Annotated in this window: 22 protein-coding genes and 1 pseudogene; 12 read left to right on the top strand and 11 right to left on the bottom strand. The window is 74.7% G+C overall.

Annotated elements, in window-relative coordinates; translation table 11 throughout:
* Positions 1-1,059: helix-turn-helix transcriptional regulator (locus AB0J72_RS44990; protein WP_363411501.1), on the top strand; the 1,059-nt coding region annotated here is incomplete at its 5' end.
* A 7-nt stretch (positions 1,060-1,066) separates the two neighbouring features.
* On the opposite strand, the gene AB0J72_RS44985 is transcribed toward AB0J72_RS44990, so the two are convergent.
* Complete coding sequence (locus AB0J72_RS44985) at positions 1,067-1,663, bottom strand: VOC family protein (protein ID WP_363411499.1); 597 nt, start codon at positions 1,661-1,663, stop codon at positions 1,067-1,069.
* A 149-nt stretch (positions 1,664-1,812) separates the two neighbouring features.
* Between AB0J72_RS44985 and AB0J72_RS44980 the strand changes: the two genes are divergently transcribed.
* Positions 1,813-3,261, top strand: coding sequence for a TerD family protein (locus tag AB0J72_RS44980; protein WP_363411497.1), 1,449 nt, complete (start codon positions 1,813-1,815; stop codon positions 3,259-3,261).
* Between the two features lie 4 nt (positions 3,262-3,265).
* Here the strand turns inward: AB0J72_RS44980 and AB0J72_RS44975 are convergent, their stop codons facing one another.
* Positions 3,266-4,219 (bottom strand): NADP-dependent oxidoreductase, encoded by a 954-nt coding sequence (locus AB0J72_RS44975; protein ID WP_363411495.1) that lies wholly within the window; start codon positions 4,217-4,219, stop codon positions 3,266-3,268.
* A 97-nt stretch (positions 4,220-4,316) separates the two neighbouring features.
* Between AB0J72_RS44975 and AB0J72_RS44970 the strand changes: the two genes are divergently transcribed.
* Both AB0J72_RS44970 and AB0J72_RS44965 read left to right on the top strand, forming a co-directional pair.
* A complete protein-coding gene (locus AB0J72_RS44970; protein WP_363411493.1) occupies positions 4,317-4,916 on the top strand; it encodes a helix-turn-helix domain-containing protein in 600 nt (199 codons plus the stop codon).
* Between the two features lie 79 nt (positions 4,917-4,995).
* Complete coding sequence (locus tag AB0J72_RS44965) at positions 4,996-5,775, top strand: NAD-dependent deacylase (protein WP_363411491.1); 780 nt, start codon at positions 4,996-4,998, stop codon at positions 5,773-5,775.
* Here the strand turns inward: AB0J72_RS44965 and AB0J72_RS44960 are convergent.
* Both AB0J72_RS44960 and AB0J72_RS44955 read right to left on the bottom strand, forming a co-directional pair.
* Positions 5,756-6,052, bottom strand: coding sequence for a hypothetical protein (locus AB0J72_RS44960; protein ID WP_354896076.1), 297 nt, complete (start codon positions 6,050-6,052; stop codon positions 5,756-5,758). The genes AB0J72_RS44965 and AB0J72_RS44960 overlap by 20 nt on opposite strands.
* Positions 6,053-6,058: 6 nt before the next feature.
* Positions 6,059-6,718: pseudogene (locus tag AB0J72_RS44955) on the bottom strand (DJ-1/PfpI family protein); the annotation flags it as partial.
* Between the two features lie 95 nt (positions 6,719-6,813).
* Here AB0J72_RS44955 and AB0J72_RS44950 point away from each other — a divergent pair.
* Together AB0J72_RS44950 and AB0J72_RS44945 are read left to right on the top strand one after the other, a co-directional pair.
* Complete coding sequence (locus AB0J72_RS44950) at positions 6,814-7,752, top strand: helix-turn-helix domain-containing protein (RefSeq protein WP_363411489.1); 939 nt, start codon at positions 6,814-6,816, stop codon at positions 7,750-7,752.
* Positions 7,753-7,850: 98 nt separating this feature from the next.
* Positions 7,851-8,357: a GNAT family N-acetyltransferase gene (locus AB0J72_RS44945; RefSeq protein ID WP_363411487.1), complete on the top strand. Its 507-nt coding sequence runs from the start codon at positions 7,851-7,853 to the stop codon at positions 8,355-8,357.
* A 34-nt stretch (positions 8,358-8,391) separates the two neighbouring features.
* Here the strand turns inward: AB0J72_RS44945 and AB0J72_RS44940 are convergent, their stop codons facing one another.
* Positions 8,392-9,006, bottom strand: coding sequence for a DUF4386 domain-containing protein (locus AB0J72_RS44940; RefSeq protein ID WP_363411485.1), 615 nt, complete (start codon positions 9,004-9,006; stop codon positions 8,392-8,394).
* 151 nt (positions 9,007-9,157) lie between these two features.
* Between AB0J72_RS44940 and AB0J72_RS44935 the strand changes: the two genes are divergently transcribed.
* Both AB0J72_RS44935 and AB0J72_RS44930 read left to right on the top strand, forming a co-directional pair.
* Positions 9,158-10,396 carry a BTAD domain-containing putative transcriptional regulator gene (locus AB0J72_RS44935; protein WP_363411483.1) on the top strand — a complete coding sequence of 413 codons (1,239 nt, stop codon included), beginning with the start codon at positions 9,158-9,160 and terminating at the stop codon, positions 10,394-10,396.
* A gap of 1,213 nt (positions 10,397-11,609) precedes the next feature.
* Positions 11,610-12,284 carry a hypothetical protein gene (locus AB0J72_RS44930; protein ID WP_363411481.1) on the top strand — a complete coding sequence of 225 codons (675 nt, stop codon included), beginning with the start codon at positions 11,610-11,612 and terminating at the stop codon, positions 12,282-12,284.
* Here the strand turns inward: AB0J72_RS44930 and AB0J72_RS44925 are convergent.
* Complete coding sequence (locus AB0J72_RS44925; RefSeq protein WP_363411479.1) at positions 12,274-12,774, bottom strand: hypothetical protein; 501 nt, start codon at positions 12,772-12,774, stop codon at positions 12,274-12,276. The two genes, AB0J72_RS44930 and AB0J72_RS44925, sit on opposite strands and share 11 nt — an antisense overlap.
* A gap of 78 nt (positions 12,775-12,852) precedes the next feature.
* Positions 12,853-13,482 carry a DUF998 domain-containing protein gene (locus tag AB0J72_RS44920; protein ID WP_363411477.1) on the bottom strand — a complete coding sequence of 210 codons (630 nt, stop codon included), beginning with the start codon at positions 13,480-13,482 and terminating at the stop codon, positions 12,853-12,855.
* Between the two features lie 64 nt (positions 13,483-13,546).
* Here AB0J72_RS44920 and AB0J72_RS44915 point away from each other — a divergent pair, with 64 nt between their 5' ends.
* The 3 genes from AB0J72_RS44915 to AB0J72_RS44905 all read left to right on the top strand — a co-directional run bounded on the left by AB0J72_RS44915 (position 13,547) and on the right by AB0J72_RS44905 (position 15,757).
* On the top strand, positions 13,547-14,506 hold the full coding sequence (locus tag AB0J72_RS44915; protein ID WP_363411476.1) for a serine hydrolase: 960 nt from the start codon (positions 13,547-13,549) through the stop codon (positions 14,504-14,506).
* Positions 14,507-14,530: 24 nt separating this feature from the next.
* Positions 14,531-15,013, top strand: a complete 483-nt coding sequence (locus AB0J72_RS44910; RefSeq protein ID WP_363411474.1) for a hypothetical protein — start codon at positions 14,531-14,533, stop codon at positions 15,011-15,013.
* Between the two features lie 69 nt (positions 15,014-15,082).
* Positions 15,083-15,757: a hypothetical protein gene (locus tag AB0J72_RS44905; RefSeq protein ID WP_363411472.1), complete on the top strand. Its 675-nt coding sequence runs from the start codon at positions 15,083-15,085 to the stop codon at positions 15,755-15,757.
* Positions 15,758-15,763: 6 nt separating this feature from the next.
* Here the strand turns inward: AB0J72_RS44905 and AB0J72_RS44900 are convergent, their stop codons facing one another.
* Genes AB0J72_RS44900 through AB0J72_RS44885 form a run of 4 tightly spaced genes read right to left on the bottom strand, consistent with a single transcriptional unit; the run spans position 15,764 to position 19,546 of the window.
* Positions 15,764-17,320 carry a TIGR03086 family metal-binding protein gene (locus AB0J72_RS44900; RefSeq protein ID WP_363411470.1) on the bottom strand — a complete coding sequence of 519 codons (1,557 nt, stop codon included), beginning with the start codon at positions 17,318-17,320 and terminating at the stop codon, positions 15,764-15,766.
* A gap of 44 nt (positions 17,321-17,364) precedes the next feature.
* Positions 17,365-17,814 carry a DUF2004 domain-containing protein gene (locus AB0J72_RS44895; protein WP_363411468.1) on the bottom strand — a complete coding sequence of 150 codons (450 nt, stop codon included), beginning with the start codon at positions 17,812-17,814 and terminating at the stop codon, positions 17,365-17,367.
* Complete coding sequence (locus AB0J72_RS44890; RefSeq protein ID WP_363411467.1) at positions 17,811-18,323, bottom strand: GNAT family N-acetyltransferase; 513 nt, start codon at positions 18,321-18,323, stop codon at positions 17,811-17,813. Before AB0J72_RS44890 ends, AB0J72_RS44895 begins: the two co-directional genes overlap by 4 nt.
* 44 nt (positions 18,324-18,367) lie before the next feature.
* Positions 18,368-19,546, bottom strand: coding sequence for a GNAT family N-acetyltransferase (locus AB0J72_RS44885; protein ID WP_363411465.1), 1,179 nt, complete (start codon positions 19,544-19,546; stop codon positions 18,368-18,370).
* A gap of 649 nt (positions 19,547-20,195) precedes the next feature.
* Here AB0J72_RS44885 and AB0J72_RS44880 point away from each other — a divergent pair.
* Entirely contained in the window at positions 20,196-20,690 is a 495-nt protein-coding gene (locus AB0J72_RS44880; protein ID WP_363411463.1) for a hypothetical protein, read from the top strand.
* The last annotated feature ends 26 nt before the right edge of the window (positions 20,691-20,716 follow it).

Raw genomic sequence — 20,716 nt, 5'->3', positions numbered from 1 at the left:
GCGGCGGACGACGCGCCGGGAGCGCTGCTCACCGGCCTCGCGACGTGGGCCCTGGACGGACCCGCCGCCGCGGTGCCGGCGCTGCGGCGGGCCCTCGACACGATCGACCCGGCCCGCGACCTCGACCTGCTGTGGCTGGCGGTGCCGGCCGCGCTGGAGGTGTCCGACGTCGCGACCGCGCACCGGCTCAGCGGCGCGGCGGCCGGCGCCGCGCGGGCGGCCGGGGCGCTGTCCGTGCTGCCCGTCGCCCTGACGCTGCACGCCGGGACGCTGCTGCTCATGGGCCGGTCCGGCGAGGCGGCGGACCTGCTCGCCGAGTGCGAGGGGCTCGCGGCGGCCACCGGCGTCGCCCGGCACGCCGCAGTCGGCTGCGGGCACGCGTCGCTCACCGCGTTCCTCACCACCGCCCCCGCCGCGCTCCTGACCACCGCGCCCGGCGCGCACCCGGCGCTGGGCCTGCGGGCGCTGGAGCTGTCCGAGGTCGTCGAGGCCGCGGTACACGCGAACGAACCGGCCGTCGCCGCGGACGCCCGGGACCTGTTGGCCGCGCACGCCGCCGCGACCGGCACGGACTGGAGCCTCGGCGCCCTCGCGCTCGCCGACGCGCTGACCGGACCCGGCGAGGCCGCCGACGGACGGTTCCGCGAGGCCGCCACCCGGCTCGACGCCGCCGGGCTCGGCCTGCTCACGGCCCGCGCCCGGCTGCTGCACGGCGAATGGCTGCGGCGCGAGGGCCGCCGCGCCGACGCCCGGACCGTGCTGCACGCGGCGCACGACACGTTCGCCGGCATGGGCCTGCACGCGCTGGCCGAGCGGGCCGCCCGGGAGCTCGCCGCGACGGGTGAGACCGTCCGCAAGCGGTCGGAGGGCCCGTCCGACGAGCTCACCGCGCAGGAGGCGCAGATCGCCCGCCTCGCGGTCGCGGGCCGGACCAACCCGGAGATCGGCGCCGCGCTGTTCCTCAGCCCCCGCACCGTCGAGTGGCACCTGCGGAAGGTGTTCGGCAAGCTCGGCATCACGTCCCGGCGCGAGCTCGCCGCGGCGCTGGTCCGGCCCTGACGGTCCCTCAGCCCTTGAGGCCGGCGGCCTCCGCCATGTACGTGGCGTACCAGGCCGGCCAGTTCTCGTCGGCGCGGCCCAGCTCCTGCTCGTGCCGGCCGTGCGCCGCCGCCGCCTCGCGCAGCGCGTGCTCCAGCTCCGCCACCGAGCCGAAGTTCGCGTGGTCGACGCGGCCCGGCAGGCGGCGGGTGATCTCCTGCAGCACGAACTCGTTGCCGTCCGGGTCGGTGAACGACGCGAACGACGCGTACGACTGCCGCCGCGGATCGGGTCCCGGCGCCCGCGCCTCCCTGCCGGCGTGATGGAAGACGCCACCGGCGTCGTGGAACACCTCGCTCACGTCCACCCCGCGGGTCGCCAGCTCCTTCTGCGCCGCGACGACGTCGTCGACGACCAGGTGCACCCCGCGCACCGAGCCGGGCTCCGCGTCGGTGACCCGGTCGCCGAAGATGATCGACGTGGCCGACCCGGGCGGGGTGACCTGCACGACCCGGAACTCGTCGGCACCGGTGAAGTCGGCGTCCTCCCGGCAGCCCATCCCGAGGTAGAACCTTTTGGCCCGGTCGACGTCCGAGACCGGCAGCACGACGATTTCGAGCTTCATGTCCACCATGCCCGTCCACTGCCCACTCCGGCGCGCATCTACCTCCCCGCCCGACACCATTGCCACCCTTCCGCCTCCTCCGCCCCGCCGCCTTCTCCACCCCCTCGCGGCGCGTCGTATTGTGAGGGTCTGACGGGGAGGATGGTCGAATGTCGATGCTCAAGGGCGCCAACATGCCGGTGCAGGCGCCGGTGGTCAGGGCCGTGCTGGGGTGGCAGAGCGGGCCGGGCGTGCCCGACGCGGACGGCTCGGCGCTGCTGCTGACCGGCGGCGGCAAGGTCCGCGACGACAGCGACTTCGTGTTCTACAACCAGCCGTCGCACCCGGCCGGCGCGGTCCGGCACGAGGGGAAGGCGACCGCGGGGAACCAGGTCACCGACACGGTGCTCGTCGACCTGGGCCGGGTCGAGCAGTCGATCGAGCGGATCGTGCTGGCCGCGTCCGCCGATGGTGGCACGTTCGGGAAGGTGCCGGGGCTGCACATCCGGCTCCTGGACGCGACGAGCGGTGCGGAGGTCGCCCGCTTCGACAGCCCCGGTGCCACGAGCGAGACGGCGTTCATCTTCGGCGAGTTGTACCGGCGGGCCGGGCAGTGGAAGTTCCGGGCGGTCGGGCAGGGGTACGCCTCGGGGCTGGCGGGACTGGCCCGCGACTTCGGCATCTCGGTCGACGACTCGCCCGCGCCCGCTGCTTCCGCGCAGCCGACGTCATACCCGCCGCCCGTCTCCAACCTGCCGATGGCGCCGCCGCCTCCGGTCGCGCCGCCGGCCCCTGTCGCACCGCCGGCCCCGGTCACACAAGGGTGGCCGTCGGTGACCGTGACCGGGCCCGACGGGCAGCCGCAGCGGATCGGCCTGCCCGCGACGGTGCCCCCGCCGGTCGCCCCGCCCCCGCCTCCGCCGGCGCCCCCGGTCCCCGTGGCGCCCCCGGCGCCGCCCGTCGCGCCGCCCGCGCCGGTGCGGCTGTCCAAGGTGACGCTCACCAAGCAGGCGCCGACGGTGTCGCTCGCCAAGCAGGGCGGCCGGTCCGGTTCGCTGCGGGTCAACCTCAACTGGAGCATGCGTTCCCTCGGCAAGCGCGGCCTCTTCGGCAAGCAGAGGACCGCGCACCTGCCCGACCTGGACCTCGACCTGTGCTGCCTGTGGGAGCTCATGGACGGCCGGAAGGGCATCGTCCACCCGCTCGACAACCAGTTCGGTCAGCTGAACGACGCGCCGTACATCATGCTCGACGGCGACGACCGTACCGGCGCCAACGAGGCGGGCGAGAACCTCACCATCAACCTCGACCACACCGACAAGTTCCGCCGGATCCTCGTCTACGCCAGCATCTACGACGGTGCCGACTCGTTCGCCGGGCTCGACGCGGTCGCCACCCTGTATCCGCAGCACGGTGCCCCGATCGAGATGCGCCTCGACGAGTGCACCGTCATGTCGCGGGCCGGCGTGCTGTTCCTCATCGAGAACGTCAACGGCGAGCTGGTCGTGCGGCGCGAGTCGCGGTACATCATCCCGGCGCCCGGCCAGTTCCGGAACCAGGCCGTCGACCTCGCCTACAACTGGGGCCTGTCGTGGGTGGCGGCGGGGCCGAAGACCTGACGGGTCACCCGACGACGACCAGCTTGCCGGTGGTGTGCCGGCGGGCGAAGTCGACGCAGGCCTGCGCGCCCTCGGCGAGGGCGTACCGGCGCCCGATCGTCGCCCGGAGGCCGGCGTCCGCGACCTCGCGCATGCCGCCGTGGACGCCTTCCATGTCGAGGACGAACCTGAGCTCGACGTCGTCGCGGCCGGTCCAGTCCTGCCGCGGCACCGGGTAGGTGATGGTGAGCAGCCGCCCGCCGGGCCGGACCGCGGCCGCGACGCCCGTCAGCGCGTCGCCCGGCAGGGTGAGGTTGACGGCGGCGTCGACGCCCGACGGGTAGCCGGGCTCGGCGTATCCGATCGTCTCCGCGGCGCCGAGGTCGCGCAGCAGGCCGGCGTCCTGGTCGGTCGCGGTGGCCACGACCTCGGCGCCCGCCGCGGCGAGCAGCGGGACGAGGGTCGTGCCGACGCCGCCGGTCGCGCCGACGACCAGGACCCGCTCGCCGGGGCGGATGCCGGCGGTGGCCATCAGCGCCCGCGCGGTCAGGCCGGTGGTGGCGAGCGCCGCGGCCTGCTCGGCCGTCAGGCCCGCGGGGCGGTGCGCGACGAACGGCGTGTCCGCCTCGACGACCGCGTATTCGGCGAGGGAGCCGGTGCTCATCGACGGGCGCGGGCCGAGCATCGGGCGCAGCGCCCGGGGTGCGGCGTAGCCGAAGATCTCGTCGCCCTCGGCGTAGCCGGTCACGCCCGGGCCGGTTTCGGCGACGGTGCCGGCGAAGTCGTTGCCCGGCACGTGCGGGAACGTCAGGGGCGTCGTGTCGCGGAACTGCCCGCTGGGGATGACGACGTCGCCCGGGTTGATCGATGCGGCGGCGACGCGGACCAGCAGCTGGCCCGGTCCGGGCCGCGGGACCGGCAGTTCGCCGACCGTGTACTCCTCGGGTGGTCCGTAGTCACCGGCGATCACTGCGCGCATGAGGTCCTCCGGAATCCGTAAGCGGACCAGTCGGTCCGCTTCTAGTGGAAACACTAGTCATAAACGGACCGCCCGGTCAACTTGTACGATGGTCACCATGACCTCGAGCCGCCCGCAGCGCGCCGACGCCGCGCGCAACCGGGCGGCGCTGCTGGCGGCCGCCGCCGACGAGTTCGCGGAGCGCGGCATGGACGCGTCGGTGGCCGACATCGCCCGCCGCGCCGGCGTCGGCAAGGGCACGGTGTTCCGCCATTTCCCGACGAAGGACGACCTGATCGCCGCGATCGTGCTCGACCGGGTCGACGAGCTGACCGCCGCCGGCGAACGCCTGCTCGGCGAGGCCGACCCGGGCGTGGCGCTGCTGGCGTTCATGACCGCCGCCGCCCACCAGCGCCAGCAGCGCGACCTGTCGTTCCTGCACGGCGCCGGCGACGTCGACCCGGCGGTGACCGGCGCCCGCGAGCGGATGTACCGCGTGATCCACGACCTCGTCGACCGGGCCCGCGACGCCGGGGCGGTGCGCCCCGACGTGACCGGCGCCGACGTCATCCTGCTGATGTGCGCCCCGAACTACGTCGCCGGCTACGTGCCGGACGCGTCACCGGACCTGTGGCGCCGCTACCTGGGCATCCTGTTCGACGGCCTCCGCCCGCAGGGCGCCCACCCGCTCCCGGCGCCACCACCCACGCTCGCCTGACCCGCCCGGCCTCGCGCCCGGCTCGACGCCGCCAGGCCTCGCGCCCGGCTCGACGAGCGTCCATGGCAGGATGCGGCGCATGCAGCGTGTCCTGCCCGACGGCGTCGCGGAGCGCATCGCGACCGCCGGCCGGGTCGTCGTGTTCACCGGGGCCGGGATCTCCGCGGAGAGCGGCGTGCCGACGTTCCGCGACGCCCTGACCGGCCTGTGGTCCCGGTTCGACGCGTACGAGCTGGCCACCCCCGAGGCGTTCGAGGCCGACCCCGCGCTCGTCTGGGGCTGGTACGAGTGGCGCCGCGCCGCCGTCCGCAGGGCCGAGCCCAACGCCGGGCACGTGGCCGCCGCCGCCCTCCAGGCGCTGGTGCCCGGCACCGTCGTCGTCACGCAGAATGTCGACGACCTGCACGAGCGGGCCGGCTCCAAGGACCCGGTCCACCTGCACGGCAGCCTCTTCGCGCCCCGCTGCGTCGCCGGCCACCCGTTCGACGCGCCGTCCGGCGACGACGACGTCCCCGACGACCTCGGCCCGGTCCCGCCGCCGCGGTGCACGGCGTGCGGCGCGCTGGTGCGGCCCGGCGTCGTGTGGTTCGGCGAGGCGCTGCCCAGGGCGGCCTTCACGGCGGCCGTCGAGGCGGCCTCCTCCTGCGACGTGCTGCTGAGCATCGGCACGTCCGGCGTGGTGTACCCGGCGGCCGAGCTGCCCGTGGTCGCCACCCGCTCCGGGGCGACCGTCATCCAGGTCAACCCGGACGAGACGCCGCTGGACGACATCTGCGACGTCAACCTGCGCGGCACCGCCGCGCGGCTGCTGCCCGCCCTCTACGCCGAGGTCGAGGAGGTCACCGCCGGCGGCCGGTGACCTTCGAGGCGGGGAGGCGCCCGGCCTTGGCGGTGCCCGCCAGGGTGTCGCCGTCGATGGTCACGTCGAAGACCAGGTTGAGCCGCAGGGGACGGGTGACGGCCTGCTTCCAGGTGAGCCGGTCGCCGTCGAGGGTGACGTCGGTGAGGGGGACCTCCTCGCCCTCACCGGCGGCCACACCGGTCAGGGCGGCACCGTCGCGGCGGATCACCGCCGTGGCGTTGATCCTGCCGATGGGCGTGGCGATGGTCAGGTCCCAGGTGCCTTCGGCCGTCATGGTTCACCACGCCCCGGCGGGCTGCGGGCCGGCGTCGCGCCAGACGGTGCCGCGCCGTTCGTAGGCGAACAGTTCCTCGACGGCGTGCGCGATCCGCGGGCCGATCTCGCGCTCCAGGAGGTACAGGGCGAGGTCGAGCCCGGAGGTGACGCCGGCGCCGCTGACGAAGTCACCGTCGTCGACGACCCGCGCTTGGACGGCGCGCACGCCGGTGGCGTCGAGCAGGTCCAGGCCGAGGTGGTGGGTGGTGGCGTGGCGGCCCTCCAGCAGGCCCGCCATGGCGAGGACCAGGGATCCGCCGCACACCGAGGCGACCGTCACGGCCGGCTCATCCATCGCCGCCTTGAGCAGCCCCGGCAGGTCGGTGGTCAGGGTCCGGCCCAGCAGGACCGGGATCGAGTCGTCGGTCGGCTCGTCCTCGGGGTCGCCGACGCGGCCGGCGGCGCCGGGCACGACGACCAGCCCCGGACGCGACGGGTCGAGGGCCGCGGTCGCCCGCAGCGCCAGGCCGCCGGTGCCGCTCACCACCTCCCTGGCGCCTTCGGCGGAGACGAGCGCCACGGTCAGGGCCCCGCCGGCGGCGACGGCGCCCGCGTGCAGCACCTCGTACGGTGCGATGACGTCCAACGGGTCGAAGCCGTCGAACAGGACTATCTGCGCATGCATGCGAATCACGCTAAGGACCTGGTGGCGGCGGCCCCAGTGGCATTCGTGACCACTTCCGACGGGATTTCGCCAACCCGTGCGGTACCGTGCCGGCCATGCACATCGTCGCCGTGCTCGCCTTCGACGGGGTGATCCCGTTCGACCTGGCCACCCCGATCGAGGTGTTCACCCGCACGTGCCTGCCCGGCGGCGGCCCCGGCTACGACGTCCGGGTCTGCGCCGAGCGCCCGCACGTCGACGCGGGCGCGTTCACCCTGACCGCGCCGTGGGGCCTCGACACCCTGGCCGAGGCGCACACGGTCGTCGTGCCCGGCACCGCCGACCCGGCCGCCGCGCTGACCCCGCCGGTCCGGGCCGCCTTGCGTACCGCGGCGGCGAACGGCACCCGGATCGCCTCGATCTGCGCGGGCAGCTTCGTGCTCGCCGCCGCCGGCCTGCTCGACGGGCTGCGGGCCACCACCCACTGGATCGCCGCCGGCAGCCTCGCGGCCGCGCACCCGTCGGTGGACGTCGACCCCGGCGTGCTGTATGTCGACAATGGACAGATCCTCACCTCCGCGGGCGCGGCGGCGGGCCTGGACCTGTGCCTGCACATGATCCGCCGCGACTACGGGTCCGCGGTCGCCGCCGCCGCCGCGCGGCTGTCGGTGGTGCCGCTCGAACGCGAGGGCGGCCAGGCGCAGTTCATCGCCCACGACCACCCGCCGACCCCGCAGGGCGCCGAGCTCGAGCCGCTCCTCACCTGGCTCCAGCAGCACCTGCGGCGCGACCTGACCCTCGCCGACATCGCCGCGCAGGCCGGGATGAGCACCCGCACCCTGATCCGCCGCTTCCGCGACCAGACCGGCCTGACCCCGCTGCAGTGGCTGCACCGCGCCCGCGTCCGCCGGGCCCAGCACCTTCTGGAGACCACCCGCCACTCCGTCGAACGCATCGGCGCCGAGGTCGGCTTCGGCTCCCCGACCGCGTTCCGCGAACGCTTCAAACGCACCACCGGCGTCAGCCCGCAGACCTACCGCCACTCGTTCAGCTGACCCGCCCGCACCCGCCGCCGCTGAAGGTCCGCGCCCGGGCCTTGAGGTTTCCCGGCAAAAGCAGCGACACCGGGGCCCGGGTCGATGACGATGGGCGGATGGCGATGGTGGTACGGCGGGTACAGGCGGGCGACGGCCCCGGGCGGGCACGGCTGTGGCAGGAGAGCGGCGCGTTCTTCGCCGGCCTCGACCCGGCCACCGCGCAGGAGCCGCAGACCGACGGGCTCGTGGAGTGGCACGAGGAGCTGCACGCGCGGTACGCGGACGACCCGACGGTGCTGATGCTGGTCGCCGACCAGGACGGGGACATCGTGGGGGCGGCGGTGGCGCGGGTCGAGGAGCCGCTGCCGACCGCGCACTGGCAGCTGCAGCGCGACCTCGCGCACCGGCGGGTCCACGTGGACGCGCTGACGGTGTCCGGCGGCGCCCGCCGAGGCGGGGTCGGGTCCGCGCTGATGGCCGAGGTCGAGCGGTGGGCGGTCGAGCGCGGCGCGGCGGCGATCACGCTGGAGACCGGCGTGGACAACCCGACGTCGATGCCGTTCTACGAGCGGCGCATGGGCTACGCCCGGCACGAGGTCGTGTTCCGCAAGGACCTGCGGTGACCGCCGGCCGCGCTCGAAGCAACCGCGCTGTGGGTCAGCCCGCCGGTGCCCGGAAGCCCTTCACGAGCAGCCAGACCGCGAGGACCATCTCGTTCACCGCGAGCGGGACCACCAGCGCCGCGTGCGCGGGTGACGCGGTGGTGAGACCCCCGAACATCACCAGGCCGGCGTCGGTCACGTACAGCGCCACCCCGGCCAGCGCCCAGCCCGGGATCCAGCGGGGGACGAGCCGTGACCGGAGGAGCACGACGTTGAGCAGCAGCGCGCTGAGGCAGAAGAACAGCGCGGCCGGCGCGTAACCCCACGTGTCCTGCGTCTCCAGCACCGACCGCACGGCCGGGTCGGGGCCGCCGTCACCGGCCGCGACCAGGATCAGCGGCCCGAACGCGGCCGGCAGCAGCAGCACCACCTCGACCGTCCGCGCCACCACGTAACCGACCGCGTGGCTTTCGCTGTACACCTTGAGCACCGGGAACAGCGCCGCCGGGATCATCGCGATCGCGCCGGCCATCACCAGCACGGCGAGCGCGCCGGCCGACTGCCGGTGCGCGCTGCCGGTGCCGCCGCCGAGCAGCGCCGCGCTGATCACCCCCGCGACCGTCGCGGTGATGAAGAGGGCGCCGGTCACCCGTGCCGGCGTTCGATGCATGTCGTTCGCTCCTGTCTCGTCGGTGCGCCCATGGTCGCGGTCGCCGGTGTGGAGCCGGTGTGCGTCCGGTTGGGAACGGGGTTGCCGCCGGTTCGCGGCGCGTGGCAAGCTCGCCGCACGTCGAGGTTCGTCGGCCCGTGGGAGCAGCACTGTGGTGCGGATCGGTCTGCTCGGTGGGGTGCGCGTCACCACCGACGACGGCGAGCCCGTCGACATCGGCTCCGCGAAGACCCAGACGCTCCTGGCCGCGCTCGCCCTCTCCCCCGGCACGCCGCTGCCCCAGGCGCGCCTGGTGGACCTCGTGTGGGGCGACGACCCGCCCCGCACCGCGCACAAGACCCTGCAGTGGCACGTCGCGCAGCTGCGCAAGGGGCTCGGCGGGCCGGCGATCGCGCGGGTCGGCGACGCGTACCGGCTGGACGTGCCGCCCGACGCCATCGACGTCGCCCGCTTCCGGCGGCACGTCGGCGACGGCGACCCCGGCGGCGCGCTCACCCACTGGGGTGGTTCGCCGCTCGCCGGGCTGGACGCGCCCGGGCTCTCCGGCGCGGTCGCCGGGCTGACCGAGCAGTGGGCGGCGGCCGTCGAGGCCGACCTGGAGCGCCGCGCGGCGGCGGACCCGCGTGGCGTCGTGCCCGCGCTCACCGAGTTCGTCGAGCAGCACCCGCTGCGGGAGCGCGCGTGGGCGGTGCTGATGACGGCGCTGTTCCGGGCGGGGCGCCAGGCGGACGCGCTCGCCGCGTACCGGCGCGCCCGCCAGCACCTCGTCACGGAACTCGGCGTCGAGCCCGGCCCCGAGCTGCGCGCCGCCGAGACGCAGATCCTCGCGCACGACGAGCGGCTCCGCGGCGCCGCGTCCTCGACCGCGCTGTTCGGGCGCGACCAGGACCTGGCGGCGACCCTCGACGCCCTCACTGCGGCGCCGCCCTCGCCCAGGCCGTCGCCGCCGGCTGCCCCGCCGCGCGGGTCCTCGCCACGTCGCGGGAGCGGCTCGGCCTGTCCGGTGAGCGGGTCCTCGCCGTCGGCCCCCTCGCACCGGACGCCGCCGTGTCGCTGTTCCACGCCCGGGCCACGGCCGCCGACCGCACCTACGACCCGCGGGCCCACCCGGCCGCGGTCGCGGAGCTGTGCCACCGGCTCGACGGCATCCCCCTCGCCATCGAGCTGGCCGCCGCCCGCACCGTCAGCCACCGCCCGCCGGACCTCGTCGCCCGCCTCGACGACCACCTGCGCGCCACCGGCGCCCGCCGCACCGGCACCCCGCGCCACCGCACCCTGCGCGCCGCCGTCCAGTGGTCGTTCGACCTGCTCACCCCCGCCGAGCAGGTCCTGTTCCAGCAGCTGTCGGTCTTCGCCGGCGGGTTCGACCTGCCGGCCGCGGCCGCCGTGACCGGCGTCGCCGACGTCGACGACGGGCTCGCGGACCTCGTCGGCCGGTCGATGCTCACGGTCGCGTTCGGCCCGGACGGCAGGCGCTTCCGGCTGCTGGAGACCATGCGGCAGTTCGCGGCCGAGCGGCTGCGCGAGTGCGGGCACGCCGACCTGGTCGCCGCGCGGCACGCCCAGTGGTGCGTGGGCGCGGTCGGCGCCGTCCACCGCCTGCTCACCGGCCCGGACGAGGCGCTGGGCGTCGCCCGGCTCGCCGAGCTCTGGCCGGACCTGCGCTCCGCGGTCGTCCGGGCCCGCACGACCGGGGACGTCGCCCTCGCCGACGCGCTGGTCCGCCCGCTCGTCACGGAGCTGCCGCTGCGCGGCCGGCAGGAGCTCGGTGACTGGGCCGAGCACATCCTGGACCTCACCACGGCGCACGACGGTGACCTGCGCGCGTTCTGGCTGCTCTGGGCCGCCGAACGGCACACGCAGCAGGCCGACCCGGACGCCTACCGGCACCTCGCGGACCGGTACGCCGCACCGGACCTGCCGCTGTGCCGCTGGGCGTCCGCGTACGCCACCGGCGACGGCCCGGGGCTGCGGGAGTGCCTGCCGGACGCGGTCGGCGCGCTGCACCGGCAGGACGAGCCGTACCTGGCCGAGTTCCTGAGCATGACGTCGGCGGGGCCGCTGCTCGGCATCGGCCGCTTCGCGGAGGTGGACGCCGCCGTCGGTGCGCTCGCCGACCGGTACCGCGGCGCCGGCCCGCCGACCCTCCTGCACTGGGCGCTGCAGACCCTGGCCTACTCGGCCGCGTTCCAGGGCCGCTCCGACGACTCGTCCCGCTACTTCGACGAGGCCGCACGCGTCGACGTCCCGCCCGGCACGCTGTCGGCGAACGCCACCGCCGAGGCTCGGTCGGCGTTCCGGCGCGGGGAGCGGCAGCGGGCGCTGCGGCTCCTGCTGTCCTATGTGGACGAGCTCATCGACACCGCGAACGTCGTCGCCGCGAGCGTCGTGTGCATCGAGTTCGTCAACATGACCGCGGCCCTCGGGCTGCTCGCCGAGTCCTCCCGCATGTACGGGTACCTCGCCGCGGCGAACGACTTCGGCGCGATGGCCGCCCGCACCCTCGTGCCGATGGCGCCGGCGCTCACGGTCGACGCCGCGGCGCGCATCGACGACCGCACCGCGCTGCTCTACATGCGCGAGGTGCTGACCGGCCTGGCGACGTGATGGACCTGCAACCGTCGGAGCTGGCGCTGCGGGACTGGGTGCGGACCCGCCTGAACGCGTCCATCATCCGCGAGATCGCCGCCCTCGACTACGGCATGCGGGTCGACGGGCACCGGCGCGCGATCGAGGAGCTGCTGGTCGCCCGGCGCCTGCCCGACGAACTGGAGTGGGAGCCGGGCGAGGTGCTCTCGCTGTGCGCCTCCACCCCCATCGCCGACCGCCACCCGGTGCCCGGCTCCGCCGGCTGGCGTGCCCACGTCGCGCGGCTGTTCGCCTGCACGATACTCACCCGCGCCGGTGAGGCCGCCCACCTCAGCTCGCTGGTCGAGTCTGCGCTGGACCTCGGCCCCGAGGCGACCGCGCAGGCCGCGCGCTTCCTCGCCTGGTGCCGCATCCACACCCCGGGCGGCTGGCGCGACGAGCCCGTGTCGCGGCCGTTCCTCACGTTGGGGCTGCTGCTGATGTACGACGACCCGCGGCTGCGCGACGAGTTCGCCGACGAGGTGCGCGCGGCGGTCCCGGTCGAGCTCTGGTGGGCCGACGACACCCCGTCGGCGCCGCTGAAGGAGGCCACCGGCGGCCCGGCGTGGCGGGTCTGGCGCTCGCTCGTCGACCGCCACACCGAGCACGCCCTCCTGCGGTCGTGGTTCCGGCTCGACGTCAGTCGCTGACCCCGAGGTGCAGCAGCCAGACCCGGCCGCCCGCGAGGACGACCAGGTCGACGTAGGCCGCCTCGTACCAGCCGCGGCACTCGACCGTCAGCTCCCACGCCTCGGCGGTGCCCGGCCACAACCGCGCCAGCAGCGCCGCCACCCACGCGGCCAGACCGTCGGCAACGGCCCGCGGCGCCGCCGCCCCGGCCCAGGCGTCCGGCTGCCGCGTCGGCACGAAGAACCCCGGCAGCGCCGCACCGACCACTGTGGACCAGTCGTCGACCGGCGCCAGCCCGGCGACCGTGCAGTCCTGCGGCAGCAGCGCCTGCACGCTCGCCGGGACCCCACCGGCCGCAAGCGGCGCATCGGCAAGCGTGAACGTGCACGCGTGGTCGGCCTCCTCGAGCAGGTCCTCGAGGACCTTCAACGCGTGCCGGACCATGTCGGGCACCGCGTCGACCCGCGCGTTGCGGCCCGCCGACAGCCCCGCCCAGTCGAATCCCGTCACGCGGGCCAAAGTAGCGGCATCTCGACATCCCACGCTGGAACCGATGGAGCCGTTCTACTTGAGGGCTTCGTGGAGCGTTCAGTCCCGGTGGCGGGTGGCGCGCCCCGCCCACCAGGCCAGGAGCAGGACCGTCGCGACCTCGGCCAGGCCGAGCGCGCGCTCCACGCCGCCCAGCGGGATCGCCCGCCACCAGCGCACGCCGGTCCACGACTCGGACACCAGAGCCCACAGGATGGGCGAGAAGCACAGCAGCGACACCACCCCACCGAGCGCGACGAGACGTGCCGCGGTGTCGCGGAGCCAGGGCGCCGCCGCGAGGAGCGCGCCGGCCGGCAGGCTGAGGAACGCGACCAGGCTCGCCGCGCGGTGCACGTCACCGCTCAGCGACGGCCCCGACGCCCAGTTGTGCTTCTCGAACCACACCACGCCGACCAGCCCCACCACCCACAGCAGCAGCGCCACCGTGGCGCCCCGGCGCACCAGCCCGGCCCGCCGCAGCGCCACCACGACCGCGACCGATCCGGCCGCGAGCAGCAGCGTCGCCACATCGAACACCCAGCCGTTGGACAGTAGCGCGTACTGGCTGATCGTGCGGCTCGTCCAGTCCAGCCCCGCCGACGGCGGCAGCACGTGCAGCAGCCCGTACAACACGACCGACGCAGCGACGCACAGCACACCCAGCCCTGAGAACGCCCCGACCGACTTCATCCCCTCCAGCCTGCCACGGCGACGGGGTCGAAATGTGGGGCCTGGGGGTGCTAAGCCTGAGCGCATGGTGACGCTGGACGAGGCGCTTGAGGCTGGGCAGCTGGACGGGTTGCACGGGGTCGTGGCGGTGCGTGGTGGTGAGACTGTCCTGGAATACTACGGGCGCGGCGCGGACCGGAGCTGGAACCGGTCGCTCGGGGTGGTCGAGTTCGGGCCGGACACGCTGCACGACCTGCGGTCGGTGACGAAGAGCGTGACGGCGCTGCTGTACGGGATCGCGCTCGGGGAGGGGCGCGTGCCCGAGCCTGACGCGCCGCTGCTGCGGCAGTTCCCGGAGTACGGGGATCTCGGCGCCGATCCGGAGCGGGCGCGGCTCACGGTGGGCCACGCGTTGACGATGACGCTCGGGCTCGAGTGGCGGGAGGACATCCCGTACGACAGCCCGGCCAACGCCGAGATCGCGATGGAGCTGGCGCCGGACCGGTACCGGTACGTGCTGGAGCGGCCGATCCAGGAGCCGCCCGGCACCAGGTGGGCGTACTGCGGCGGCGCCAGCGCGCTGCTCGGCCGGCTGATCGCCGACGGGACCGGTCTGCCACTGCCGGAGTACGCGCGGGCCAGGCTGTTCGAGCCGCTGGGCATCGAGCGGTTCGAGTGGATCGAAGGCATGGACGGGGTCGTGTCGGCGGCGTCGGGGCTGCGGCTCGCGCCGCGCGACCTGGCCAGGATCGGCGAGGTCGTCCTGCACGAGGGGCGGCAGGTCGTGCCCGGGGCGTGGATCAGCGCGATGCTGGAGCCGCGGTGCACGACCGACTGGGGCGCCGGGTACGGCTACCAGTGGTACCTCGAGTCCGTCGCCGGCCGCTCGGTGGCGCAGGCCGCGGGCAACGGCGGGCAGCGCCTCGCGGTGGTGCCGGAGCTGGACCTCGTCGTGGCGGTCACCGCCGGCAACTACGACCACCCCGAGCAGTGGCGGACCCCGTTCAACCTGCTGGACCAGGTCCTCCTGCCCGCGGCGGCGTGACGCCCGGACGCTATCGTTCAGGTTGTGTCGGAGCGTGAGGTGCGCGGGTTCGCCGTCGCCATGGACCGGTTGGCGGCCGAGGGCGGCACGGGCGACTCGCTCGCAGAGGTCGTCGTTTCCATCGGGATCCCGGTGTACGAGCAGCGCACCATCTGGCTGCAGGAGACCATGTTCCTCGACTGGCGGCCGGTCCTCGACGCGCTGAGCCTGCCGACCCTCGCGCAGCTCTGGGGGACGTCCAACGTCGGCGGGCCGGCGTGGCCGGTGGTGACGGAGCTGCAGCCGGCGGTGCTCACCACCGAGCTCGAGGCGAGCGGGTGGCGGGAGCGGCTGGAGGAGCTGCCGGACGACGCGTTCACCGACCCGGACGGCGAGCCGGTCGAGGACGCCTACGACGTCCGCGAGGAGCTCACCGACTCCCTGGAGCTGCTCACCGCCTGGTGCCTGCGGACGACCGAGACGGCGCCGACGGCTTCTCTCGTACTGGTGATGCACGGCGACCAGTAGCGGTCGATGCAACCATCGGCGGCGGTCACCTCGTCCTTGGATGCACGGGGCACGGCCGAGGGGGTTCGCATGCGCAAGGTTGTCATCGCGGTGAGCGGCGTCGTCGCGACCTGCCTGATGGTCGTCGGGGCGGCCGCGTGCGCGGCGAAGACCGGCGGGGAGCAGGCGGGCGGGCCCGTGACGCCGTCGCCGGTGCCGATCACCGTCAATCCCAGCGCGCTGCCCGTCGGTGACACCGTGCCGACCGGGGTCGTGATCAAGGGCAAGGAGATGGTGCTGTACTTCTGGGGCGCGCCGGAGCGCCCGTACCTGGACCAGGCGTGGCGTGACACCGGTACGGGCGAGGTCCGCGTCGACACCATCTGCGCCGGCGGCACCGGGTACATGGCCGAGTGGGGTCCGGTCGAGCCGGGGCGGGTGTTCGGGCTCATGCAGTGCGTCACGCCCGACGGCACGCTCGTCGAGTTCGGCGCCGTGTGGGCCGAGGCCACCCGCGTCACCAGCCAGGCCGAGGGCAAGACGGTCGAGGCGAAGTACGCGAAGTGGAGCAGGAACCCGGCGGTCACCATCTTCTGGGTGCAGCGGCACGGCAAGCCCATCCCGCAGAACGTCCCGGCCGGCGAGGGGCGCACCACGCCGCTGCCCGACGACCGGTATCCGCTCATCACCGCGTACGACGGCAAGGGCGCCACGATCGTCGCCGTGCGCCTGCGCCCGCCGGCCACCGAGCAGAAGGGCGGCTGACCCGCGTCACGGGCGGCGCCCGAGGTAGGCGGCGAGCCGGTCCGCGGCGGTCGCGCCCGCGGGCGGGGACTGTTCCGGGCCGAACGACCCGCCGGGGGTACGGGGCAGCTCGCCGTACATCGCCCGTACTGCCGGCAGTACCGCCTCGGCGACGTCCGGCACGAGGTCCGTCGGCCGGCCGAGCGCCCGCGCCAGGTCCCAGCCGTGCACGAGCATCTCGATGACGACCTGCTCGACCAGCCGCCAGCCGGGCGCCGGCCCGAACCGCTCCCGCAGCATCCCCGGCCGCCGGAACGCGGCGAGGGTGCCGGCGGCGGCGGACCGGAACGCCGCGACGTGGTCGCCGCCGAGATGGTCGGCGTCGAAGTCCCCGCGCGGCGCGCCGGTGGCGAGGCCGGTCCACAGCAGGTTCTCGTAGACGAGATGGTTCAGCAGCGTCTGTACGTCCCAGCCGGCGCACGGCGTGCCGTCGCGGAACCGGTCGGCGGGCACCTCGGCGACGATCGCGCTCACCGCCGCCAGGACCCGTTCGCAGGCGGCGAGCATCGCCTCCGGGTCGCCGTCGGATTCCAGGACCGCGGCGATGGCGGCGGTACGGGCGCCGGGTGCCGGGTTCGCCCGTAGTGCGGTCGTCAGCCACCGGCCGGGTGCGGCGATGCTGGGCCGGACCGGCCAGCCGTTGATGACGCAGAGCAGCTGCCAGTACCGCTCGACCCCGGCGTCCGCGGCGACCTCCAGCTGCTCCAGCAGCCCCGCCCGCGCCGCCTCGCCGTCGCCGCCGGCGTCCAGGCCGGTGCGGGCCTGCGTCGGGATCCACGCCTCGACGATGCCGGCGACGACCGGGTCCGCCGCGGGCGAGTCGGGCATGACGCCCGCCTCCATCGCCGCCGTGACCCGCTCCACCCACAGGTCCGTGAGCCGCTCGACCGCCGCCAGGTCCTCCTTGCCGTGCTCGCCGGGTGCGTGCTCGGCGGCGTACGCGGCCATCCGCGCGAGCGCCGCCCGTAGTGCAGGCGTCCGTACCAGCGCGGCGAGCTCGATCCACGCGTCGAGCTGCTCGTCGGTCGGCTGCTCGGGCAGGTCGGGCGTCGCCGCGAGCAGCCCATCCCGGTACGTCGGCACGTCCAGCCCGCCGACGGCCTCCCGCACGAACCCGTGCACGACCGCGGTGCGCTCCGCGGCGGACAGGCGCGCCAGCCGGGTGAGCTCGGCGAGCTCCTCGGCGGTCGCGGCCCGCCGCGCGACGGACCGCAGCACCGCCTGCTGCAGCCGCAGCGACCGCACCTGCGCCTCGATCGCGTCGGCGTGCACGGCGGCCGCCTCGGCGATGCTGCGTTCCCGGTCGACGACCTCCCGGATCGCCGTCATCCCGAGCCCCAGCTCCCGCAGCGTCCGCGCCAGCTCCAGCCGCGCGAGCGCCTGCGCGTCGAACCGCCGGTACCCGCCCGCGCTCCGCCCCGTCGCCGGCACCACCCCGATGTCCGACCAGTGCCGGACCACCTTCACCGGCAGCCCGGTCCGCCTGGCCAGCTCCCCGATACTCCACAGCCCGTCACCATCCACACCCACACCTTCGACTCTCCCACCATGGGAGAGTCAACCGCCGGTCAGCTCTCCACCGCCACGTTGTCAACGGTGCGGCCGGGGCCGAAGCGGACGGCGACGAGGTGGTCGGTGAGATGAGGGTCGAGGGTGTAGTCGAAGACCGCGCCGGTCTCGGGGTCGCCGGGGTGCAGGCCGACGCGGACCAGGCGCAGCGCCGCCGGGAAGGCGTCCGGGGTGGTGTGCGGCAGGGCCTCGGCACCGTCGAAGTCGAGGTAGTCGTCGAGGACCGCGTCGACGTCGTCCTCGATGGCGGCACGGGCGCGGGCGTCGAAGGCGGCGAGCTCGGTGACGAACGGGGCGACCTGGTCCAGCGCCGCGGCGCAGATCGTGGCGCCGTCGAACGTCAGGTCCACCCGGACCGTGCCACTTGTCGTCTCCCACTGGCACTCACGCCCGGCCGGGTCGAACTCGACCGTGCCGAAGACCGGGTGCGTGACGGTGTGCGGGGTCATGACGCGAAACCGTACCGGCGGACCGGCCCGAACGGCGTGTCGCGGATGCCTTCGAAGACGCCGCCGGCGCGCTCCAGGGTCCTCGCCGAGGCCTCGTTGTCGACGGCGCACACGGTGAAGAGCCCGGTCAGGCCGAGGGTGCGGGCGTCGGCCAGGGTACGGGCGAGCGCCCACGTGGCGAGGCCACGCCGGCGGGCGGTGGGGCGGATGCCGTACCCGATGTGGCCGGCCCACCGCACATAGTCGTCGTCACCGTGGCGCAGCGCGATCGCCCCGAGCACGCGGCCGTCCTCGACGATCCAGCGGTGCCGGCAGCGGTGGCGGCCCGAGCCGTCCGGCACCGAGCGGGCGGCGAGGCGGGCGACCCACGTGGCAAAGCCGGCCGGGGAGTGCACGTCGTCAGTGGGTGCGAGGCCGAACCCGTCCTCGTGCGCGCCGGGACCCCACTCCGCGTGCGCCTCGAGCCAGGCGCTGTGCAGGCGGGCATCGGGCGCGACGAGTTCGGGCACGGCCCGACCGTACCCTTCGCGGCCACCTACCGGCCGGGGTCTCGTCACGGCAGGTAGAACGTGAGCAGGTCCGCCGTCACCGGTGGGAACAGGGTCCGCATCAGGTCGGCGTTCGGGCCGGGGTAGACGTCGGCGTGCCAGGCGGCGAGGCCCTCGATGCCGTGCGGGCCGAAGAGCAGCGGGCCGACGAGGTCCGGTGCCACGCCCGCGCCGCCGTGCGACGCGGGGCCCTGCATCGGGCCGCCCGCGACGACCTCGGTCACCGTGCCGCCGGCCCGCCGCAGCCGGACGTGCCGGCGGAAGAACGACACGACGACGTCGTCCTCGCCGCCGAGGTGGCGCAGGCGCTCCGACAGCACGGGCCTGAGGTGGTCGAGCAGCGCCGCGACGTCGGGGATGCGCAGGTAGTAGTCGTTCGCATCGGCTGGGGGCGGTGCGAGGTGCGGGCCGAGGAGGCCGCCGCGGTCCTTCGCCGAGAACGGCTCGCCGCCCGCGAGCGTGGCGGCGTGGGCGAGGAGCGCGGCGACCGCGTCCGGTTCGGCGGCACCGACCTCGCCCAGGACCACGCCTTCGTCCGGCGGCGTGACCCGGCCCGTGCCGATCGTCCGCCCGGCCCGCTCCACGACGACCTGGCTGCTGCCCGCCCGTGCGACCAGCGCCCGCCAGCACAGCGGCGAGTGCGGCATGCTCACGTCGTGCCCGCGCTGCACGGCGTCCTGCAGCCGCGTCATCGCCGCGATGTCGTCCGGCCCCGCGACCCGCACCGCACACCCGGCGGGCATCGCCGGCACGGTGTGGACCGCTCTGCTGTGCGGGATCGGGATGCTGTACTGGTATCCGAACTGCCGGTAGAAGTACGGGATCCCGATCATCACCTGCAGCAGGTGCCCGCGGGCGGCGGACCGCTCGTGCGCCCAGCCCATCAGCGCCCGGACCAGCCCGCGCCCCTCGTACTCGCGGTCGGTCGCGACCAGCTCCACCTGCCCCGCCGGGATCGCCACCCCACCGAGGACGACGGTCTCGTCCAGCAGCGTCGCCGTCGACACGACCCGGTCCCCGTCGACGACCACCGCGCACGCGTCGAACCCACCGTCGGCGTCCTCGACCACCAGCCGGTGATCCTGCCGGTCAGCAGGCTCGCCACGGTCGGCGAGCAACGCCCCGATCTGTTCGAGATCCGCGGGCCGCGCCGCCCGCACCACCAGTCCACCGGCCAGCTCCACGCCGCCCACCGTACCGCTTTCGTCCGGTGTCACCCGGAGCGTGACCCGAACAACGACGTGTATGGCCAACTGCTGCGCTACCGCAATGGTCAGCCGATCCTTCTGGGAGCGCCAACGTGACGAGTGCCGCGCCTGGGGCATCAGGAGCCGGCGAGGGCGGGCCTAGTTGTTCGTCTGGTTCGGTACGTAGTGAGCCGAACGCGGTCAGCGGCATAGCGTGCGCGGATAGACGCGACAGCCGCTGTCTTGGGCAGTAACGCTGGAACTGCCGGTGTGCGTCGCTGCCTCAGCGCTCGTTCTTGTCGTAGAAGACCTCGGTCAAGCGGGGCAGGAGGCGGGCTCTGGTGTGACGCCTCGGGTCGACGTCGGCGCGATGATGGCGATGTGTGCTGGTGCGCCAGTCCACAGGCGTTCATCGTCCGGCAGGTGGAACCGGACGACATGAACTCGAACTGAGCGTCATCATCATCGCCGCCGACCCGCGCTGGCATACTCTGCCGGCATGAGTGCGCAACATACGAGCATTGAGCAGTGGTTCACCTGGTGGTACGGGCCGCCCGATCAGCCGACGGACGACAGCAGCGCCGCCACGACCGGCGTCGCGGTCCTGGATGCCTGGTATGCGACCAGCCGCCGGTGGACCCTCCCGGTGATCGACCAGAACAGGTTTCTGGCTCCTGAGGAGTTGCGCGTCGAGTCGGGCCGCCTGGTGTTCATGGAGGAGCAGTTCGGCGACTGGGCCTGGGCGACCGACCCGCAAGGTGGCGACCCGCCCGTGTATGACCGGTCGGACGACGACGAGCCGTGGCAACCGCTCAGTCCGCACCTCTCGGAGTTCCTGGAGGCGTACTGGATGTTCGAGGCCGTGTTGAGTGCGCCGTTCGCCGCCTCGAGGGCGCGCGGCACCGCACAGGACATCGATCGGCTGCGATTCCAGATGCCCTGCGTCGGGTCGGCACGGTGGCGGTGGCCGGCAACGTCCCTGCAGTTCTTCCGTCGTGACCGCACGCTTGCCATCGCCATGTCCGACGACGACGACCTGTTTTCCATCACGGTCGCCACCACGAGCCCAGCCGACCAGAGGATCATCGACGCGGTCGCCGAGCCATCCTGGTCACGCAAACAGCCGAGCGGCCCGGCCTGAGCGCAGCACAGGTGCGGCCCCGTGGT

The organism is Dactylosporangium sp. NPDC049742, assembly GCF_040674675.1.
GTDB lineage: Bacteria > Actinomycetota > Actinomycetes > Mycobacteriales > Micromonosporaceae > Dactylosporangium > Dactylosporangium maewongense.
The sequence above is the reverse complement of the archived record's forward strand: the minus strand, read 5'-3'. Positions and strand labels throughout refer to the sequence as shown.

Bases quoted from the DNA above. Each gene is read 5' to 3' on its own strand.
- AB0J72_RS44985 (WP_363411499.1), bottom strand. From the start codon at position 1,663: ATGAAGCTCGAAATCGTCGTGCTGCCGGTCTCGGACGTCGACCGGGCC.
- AB0J72_RS44980 (WP_363411497.1), top strand. From the start codon at position 1,813: ATGTCGATGCTCAAGGGCGCCAACATGCCGGTGCAGGCGCCGGTGGTC.
- AB0J72_RS44975 (WP_363411495.1), bottom strand. From the start codon at position 4,219: ATGCGCGCAGTGATCGCCGGTGACTACGGACCACCCGAGGAGTACACG.
- AB0J72_RS44970 (WP_363411493.1), top strand. From the start codon at position 4,317: ATGACCTCGAGCCGCCCGCAGCGCGCCGACGCCGCGCGCAACCGGGCG.
- AB0J72_RS44965 (WP_363411491.1), top strand. From the start codon at position 4,996: ATGCAGCGTGTCCTGCCCGACGGCGTCGCGGAGCGCATCGCGACCGCC.
- AB0J72_RS44960 (WP_354896076.1), bottom strand. From the start codon at position 6,052: ATGACGGCCGAAGGCACCTGGGACCTGACCATCGCCACGCCCATCGGC.
- AB0J72_RS44950 (WP_363411489.1), top strand. From the start codon at position 6,814: ATGCACATCGTCGCCGTGCTCGCCTTCGACGGGGTGATCCCGTTCGAC.
- AB0J72_RS44945 (WP_363411487.1), top strand. From the start codon at position 7,851: ATGGCGATGGTGGTACGGCGGGTACAGGCGGGCGACGGCCCCGGGCGG.
- AB0J72_RS44940 (WP_363411485.1), bottom strand. From the start codon at position 9,006: ATGCATCGAACGCCGGCACGGGTGACCGGCGCCCTCTTCATCACCGCG.
- AB0J72_RS44920 (WP_363411477.1), bottom strand. From the start codon at position 13,482: ATGAAGTCGGTCGGGGCGTTCTCAGGGCTGGGTGTGCTGTGCGTCGCT.
- AB0J72_RS44915 (WP_363411476.1), top strand. From the start codon at position 13,547: ATGGTGACGCTGGACGAGGCGCTTGAGGCTGGGCAGCTGGACGGGTTG.
- AB0J72_RS44905 (WP_363411472.1), top strand. From the start codon at position 15,083: ATGCGCAAGGTTGTCATCGCGGTGAGCGGCGTCGTCGCGACCTGCCTG.
- AB0J72_RS44895 (WP_363411468.1), bottom strand. From the start codon at position 17,814: ATGACCCCGCACACCGTCACGCACCCGGTCTTCGGCACGGTCGAGTTC.